The 6,038-nt window shown below is 68.0% G+C and carries 5 protein-coding genes; 3 read left to right on the top strand and 2 right to left on the bottom strand.

Annotated elements, in window-relative coordinates:
- A partial coding sequence (dnaK, locus tag ABT360_RS05385; protein ID WP_351811014.1) for a molecular chaperone DnaK occupies nt 1-1,160 on the bottom strand: 1,160 nt, incomplete at its 3' end.
- A gap of 273 nt (nt 1,161-1,433) precedes the next feature.
- Here dnaK and ABT360_RS05380 point away from each other — a divergent pair.
- From ABT360_RS05380 to ABT360_RS05370, 3 genes are all read left to right on the top strand, one after another.
- Nucleotides 1,434-2,003, top strand: coding sequence for a sugar transferase (locus ABT360_RS05380; protein WP_351811038.1), 570 nt, complete (start codon nt 1,434-1,436; stop codon nt 2,001-2,003).
- 84 nt (nt 2,004-2,087) lie between these two features.
- Nucleotides 2,088-4,349, top strand: a complete 2,262-nt coding sequence (locus ABT360_RS05375; protein WP_351811011.1) for a (Fe-S)-binding protein — start codon at nt 2,088-2,090, stop codon at nt 4,347-4,349.
- A gap of 261 nt (nt 4,350-4,610) precedes the next feature.
- Nucleotides 4,611-5,492, top strand: a complete 882-nt coding sequence (locus ABT360_RS05370; protein WP_351811008.1) for a Yip1 family protein — start codon at nt 4,611-4,613, stop codon at nt 5,490-5,492.
- Nucleotides 5,493-5,543: 51 nt separating this feature from the next.
- On the opposite strand, the gene ABT360_RS05365 is transcribed toward ABT360_RS05370, so the two are convergent.
- The gene (locus ABT360_RS05365) at nt 5,544-6,038 is read right to left on the bottom strand and encodes a phosphoribosyltransferase (protein WP_351811006.1); all 495 of its coding nucleotides are present in this window, start codon (nt 6,036-6,038) and stop codon (nt 5,544-5,546) included.

Below are 6,038 nucleotides of genomic sequence, written 5' to 3'. Positions count from 1 at the left end.
GTGTTGCGCTCGATCAGCTTGGTCATGATGCCGCCCTTGGTCTCGATACCGAGGGACAGCGGGGTCACGTCGAGGAGCAGGACGTCCTTGACCTCGCCCTTGAGGACACCGGCCTGGAGCGAGGCGCCGATGGCGACGACCTCGTCCGGGTTCACACCCTTGTTGGCCTCCTTGCCGCCGGTCAGCTCCTTGACGAGCTCGGCGACGGCGGGCATACGGGTGGAGCCACCGACGAGAACGACGTGGTCGATCTCGGAGAGGGCGATGCCCGCGTCCTTGATGACGTTGTGGAACGGCGTCTTGCAGCGCTCCAGCAGGTCGGCGGTCAGCTGCTGGAACTGGGCGCGCGTGAGCTTCTCGTCCAGGTGCAGCGGGCCCTCGGCGGACGCCGTGATGTAGGGCAGGTTGATCGAGGTCTCGGTGGACGAGGACAGCTCGATCTTGGCCTTCTCGGCGGCCTCACGGAGGCGCTGGAGGGCCATCTTGTCCTTGGACAGGTCGACGCCGTGCCCGGACTGGAACTGCTTGACCAGGTAGTCGACGACGCGCTGGTCCCAGTCGTCACCACCGAGGTGGTTGTCACCGTTGGTGGCCTTCACCTCGACGACGCCGTCGCCGATCTCCAGCAGCGAGACGTCGAAGGTGCCGCCACCGAGGTCGAAGACCAGGATGGTCTGGTCGTCCTTGTCGAGGCCGTACGCGAGGGCCGCGGCCGTCGGCTCGTTGACGATGCGCAGGACGTTGAGGCCCGCGATCTCACCGGCCTCCTTGGTGGCCTGGCGCTCGGAGTCGTTGAAGTACGCCGGGACCGTGATCACCGCGTCGGTGACCTTCTCGCCCAGGTACGCCTCGGCGTCGCGCTTCAGCTTCTGCAGGATGAAGGCGCTGATCTGCTGCGGGTTGAAGTTCTTCCCGTCGAGCTCGATCTTCCAGTCGGTGCCCATGTGTCGCTTGACGGACCGGATGGTCCGGTCGACGTTCGTGACCGCCTGACGCTTGGCCACCTCGCCGACGAGCACCTCGCCGTTCTTGGCAAAGGCGACGACGGACGGCGTGGTCCTGGCGCCCTCGGCGTTGGTGATGACGGTGGGCTCGCCGCCTTCCAGAACGCTGACGACGGAGTTTGTCGTGCCCAGGTCGATGCCGACCGCACGTGCCATTTTCGATTCCTCCAGCTGACTTGAGTGGAACAGGCTCAAGGATGCACGACAGCCAGACCGGAGTCAACAGAGTTGAGCCGCTTACGCTCAACTTATGCGCCACGGGGCCGCCCACCGGACACGGTCCGCCCGCCCCCACTCGCCGCCCGGCGGCGCGACCCGCCGCGTACCCGCGAAGCACTACCACCGCACACGCAACCATGCGATCGTTCAAAGAACCATCCAAAAGCCGCATTACTCGCAAAGTTGTCAGGTGTGTGCTCCATGAGCCCCATGCCCCCCGTGCGCGCTCTGCGCATCCTGCGCACCATGCGCCCTGCGCACCCCTCGCCGGATCCCAAGCGGATCCTCGATCTGGCCCTCGGCTCCGCCCTGTTCGCCCTGGTGGCCCCACTGCTCCTCGCGGCCACCGTCGCCACCGCGCTGAGACGGCCGGGCGGTGGTGTCTTCGTGACGGAGCCGAGAACCGGTCTCGGCGGCCGGCCGTTCACCTTGCGCTACCTGCCTACCCGCCGCTTCCGGCTGGACGTCCTCTCACGCCTGCCCCATGTCGTACGCGGTGAGATGTCACTCGTCGGCCCGGCGCCCCTTCCCCCCGGCACCCCCGCCGCCGACGCCCCCTGGCGTCGGAGCGTCCGCCCGGGGCTGACCGGACTGGCCCAGGTGCGGCGGGCCTCCACGCTGCCGTGGGACGAGCCACTGCTGCTTGACCAGCACTACGTGGAGCACCACTGGATCGGCCTGGACCTCGCCCTGCTGGTGCGCGCCCTGCGGACCGTCTCCGGTCAGGCTCACCTGAGCGACGCAGATCACCGCCTGCGCGGCTACAGTGCGGCGAAATAACTGGGTACGCTCAGCACGAGCTGAATAAGTTACCGCTTAGTAGTACCCAACGTTCTCCCACCCTCGCAGGCCCGAGGAGCCTCCATGCAACTCGCCGCGATCATTGTGTCGCTGACCCTGACCGTGGTCGGCGTTGCGCTGCTCGCCCGCGCCATCGGCCAGTTCGTCCGCCACTTCAAGCTGGGGCAGCCCGTCCCCGCCGGCACCCGGACCGACAACCCCTACCAGCGCAGCGTCACGCTGGTCCGTGAGTTCCTCGGCCACACGCGGATGAACCGATGGGGCATCGTCGGCATCGCCCACTGGTTCGTGGCGGTCGGCTTCCTGACGCTGCCGCCCACGATCATCACGGCGTACGGGCAGCTCTTCCAGGCGGACTGGACCCTGCCGGTCATCGGCGGCTTCCTGCCGTACGAGCTCTACATCGAGTTCATCGGCGCGATGACCACGCTCGGCATCGCCACGCTGATCGTCATCCGCCTGCTGAACCTGCCCTCGCGACCGGGGCGCAAGTCCCGCTTCGCGGGCTCGAAGATGGGCCAGGCGTACTTCGTCGAGTACGTCATCCTCACCATCGGCCTCGCCATCTACGTGCTGCGCGGCCTCGAGGGCGCGCTGCATCACGTCGACCACTACGAGCCCGCGTACTTCGCCTCGTACCCGCTCGTCCTGGCCCTCGAGGGCCTGAGCGTCGGCGCGCTGCAGAACCTGGTCTACCTGTTCGCGATGATCAAGCTGAGCACGACCATGATCTGGATGATCACGGTCTCGCTCAACACCAACATGGGTGTGGCCTGGCACCGCTTCCTGGCGTTCCCCAACATCTGGTTCAAGCGCAACGCCGACGGCTCCACCGCCCTCGGTGCGCTCCAGCCGATGACGTCCGGCGGCAAGGAGATCGACTTCGAGGACCCGGGCGACGACGACGTCTACGGCGTGTCCCAGGTCGAGCACTTCTCCTGGAAGGGCCTCCTCGACTTCTCCACCTGCACCGAGTGCGGCCGCTGCCAGTCGCAGTGCCCCGCCTGGAACACCGGCAAGCCCCTCTCCCCCAAGCTCCTGATCATGTCGTTGCGCGACCACGCGCACGCCAAGGCGCCGTACTTGCTGGCCGGCGGCGGCAAGACCATGGAGGGCGACGAGAAGGCCTCCGCCGAGCAGCTCAAGGACGTCCCCGCGTCCGCCCTCGCCGAGGCCGAGCGCCCCCTGATCGGCACCCTCGAAGAGAACGGCGTCATCGACCCGGACGTGCTCTGGTCCTGCACCACCTGCGGTGCGTGCGTGGAGCAGTGCCCGGTCGACATCGAGCACGTCGACCACATCGTCGACATGCGCCGCTACCAGGTGATGATCGAGTCCGCGTTCCCGTCCGAGGCGGGCACGATGCTCAAGAACCTGGAGAAGAAGGGCAACCCCTGGGGTCTGGCCAAGAAGCAGCGCGTGGAGTGGACCAAGGAGGTCGACTTCGAGGTCCCGATCGTCGGCAGGGACATCGAGGACCTGTCCGAGGTCGACTACCTGTACTGGGTCGGCTGCGCGGGCGCCCTGGAGGACCGGGCCAAGAAGACCACCAAGGCCTTCGCGGAGCTGCTGCACATGGCGGGCGTCAAGTTCGCGATCATGGGCGGCGACGAGAAGTGCACGGGTGACTCCGCCCGCCGCCTGGGCAACGAGCCGCTGTTCCAGCAGCTCGGCCAGGAGAACGTCGCGATGCTGAACATGGCGTTCGGCGAGGACGACGAGGACGAGTCCACGAAGAAGCCCAAGGCCTCGAAGAAGATCGTCGCGACCTGCCCGCACTGCTTCAACACGATCGCGAACGAGTACCCGCAGCTGGGCGGCGAGTTCGAGGTCATCCACCACACGCAGCTGCTCCAGCACCTCATCGACGAGGGCAAGCTGATCCCGGTGACGCCGGTCGACGGCCTGATCACGTACCACGACCCGTGCTACCTGGGCCGCCACAACAAGGTCTACACGCCGCCGCGCGAGATCATGTCGGCCGTCCCGGGCCTGCGCCAGCAGGAGATGCACCGCCACAAGGAGCGGGGCTTCTGCTGCGGCGCCGGTGGCGCGCGGATGTGGATGGAGGAGCGGATCGGCAAGCGCATCAACACCGAGCGCGTCGACGAGGCGCTGTCCCTCAACCCGGACATCGTCTCCACCGCCTGCCCCTTCTGCCTGGTGATGCTCACGGACTCCGTGAACGGCAAGAAGAACGACGGCAAGGCCAAGGAGAGCCTCCAGGTCGTGGACGTGGCCCAGCTGCTGCTGGAGTCCGTCAAGACGCCGGCGGAGCCGACCCCGGCCGAAGAGGCGGACAGCGAGCCGGAGCCGGTGAAGTAGTCCGTCGTACGAGAACGGCGAGCGGCCGGACCTGCCCCCTGGGGGCGGGTCCGGCCGCTTCGTTCACCGGGCGGCCGTGCCCGCGGTGGCCGGGAGAAGCGGCGGAGCGACCGTAACCCGACAAAACGGTCACCGTTCAACGATTCCACCCCGACTCGCCCCCCTTTCCAGCCCTTAGGGGATGTCACAGCTCAGCAGCAAAGGAGCCCCCGTTCCCGGCCCCGTGCGCCGGACACAGCGGGAACGGGTACGTTCGGTGACGTGGCTGGATTCAGGATCGGACGCGGCCGGGACAACCGCACCCCGCAACAACAACCGCAGCAGGCGCCGTACGGCAGCGCGGCTGCGCCGCCCCCGTACGCGGGGCCGCAGCAGCAGTGGCCCCAGGGGCACTCCCACGGGCAGCAGCCGTACGGGGAGCCGGAGTACTTCGGCGACCCCTACGCGCAAGCGCCCTCCGCCCCGCCGCACGACCCGTACGCGGCGAACAACCCGGGCCACACCCGGGCGTTCAGCATCCACGACGAGGCGTACGCCGCCGAGCCCGACGCGTACGGCGGCGACGCCACCTACCGGGCCGGGGGCACCCCCGCCCCGGCAGGCCCGCGCCTGCACTGGAAGCAGCTGCTGAGCGGCATCGTGATGCGCCCGGGCCCGACGTTCTGGCAGATGCGCGACCACGCCGTCTGGGGCCCGGCGCTGGTGATCACGTTCCTGTACGGCCTGCTCGCCCTCTTCGGGTTCGACCAGGCCCGTGAGGAGGCGATCAACGCCACGCTGTCGACGGCGATCCCGTACGTCCTCGTCACCGGCCTCATGTTCGTCGTCGGTGGCCTGATCATGGGCGCGGTCACCCACACCCTGGCGCGCCAGCTCGGCGGTGACGGCGCCTGGCAGCCGACGATCGGCCTCTCGATGCTGATCATGTCGATGACGGACGCGCCGCGCCTGCTCTTCGCCCTGTTCCTGGGCGGCGAGAACACCCTCGTACAGGTCGTGGGCTGGCTGTCCTGGCTGGCGGCGGGAGCGCTCTTCACCTCCATGGTGAGCAAGTCGCACGACCTGCCGTGGCCGAAGGCGCTGGGCGCCTCGGCGATCCAGCTGGTGGCGCTGCTGTCGCTGCTCAAGCTGGGCACGATCTGACGTACGTACGCGAAAGGCCCCCGTCACCGGGGGCCTTCGTCGTGTCCGGGGTCAGGCGTCCAGCACGCCCGAGCGCTGCACCACGGGCTTCTCCACGCTCCACGGGAAGTTGATCCAGTCGTCGGTGCGCTTCCAGACGTACTCGCACTTCACGAGCGAGTGGGACTTCTCATAGATGACGGCGCTGCGCACCTCGGCGACCGTGCCGAGGCAGAAGTCGTGCACCAGCTTCAGCGTCTTGCCGGTGTCGGCGACGTCGTCGGCGATGAGCACCTTCTTGTCGCTGAAGTCGATGGCGTTCGGCACCGGCGCGAGCATGACCGGCATCTCCAGGGTCGTCCCGACCCCGGTGTAGAACTCCACATTGACCAGGTGGATGTTCTTGCAGTCCAGCGCGTAGGCGAGCCCGCCGGCCACGAAGACCCCGCCGCGCGCGATGCTCAGCACGATGTCGGGCTCGTACCCGTCGTCGGCGATCGTCTGCGCGAGCTCGCGGATCGCGGTCCCGAACTTCTCGTAGGTCAGGTTCTCCCGTACGTCACCCAT

This window comes from Streptomyces sp. NPDC000229 (genome assembly GCF_040300825.1).
Lineage (GTDB): Bacteria > Actinomycetota > Actinomycetes > Streptomycetales > Streptomycetaceae > Streptomyces.
This window is presented reverse-complemented; position numbering and strand designations above follow the sequence as displayed.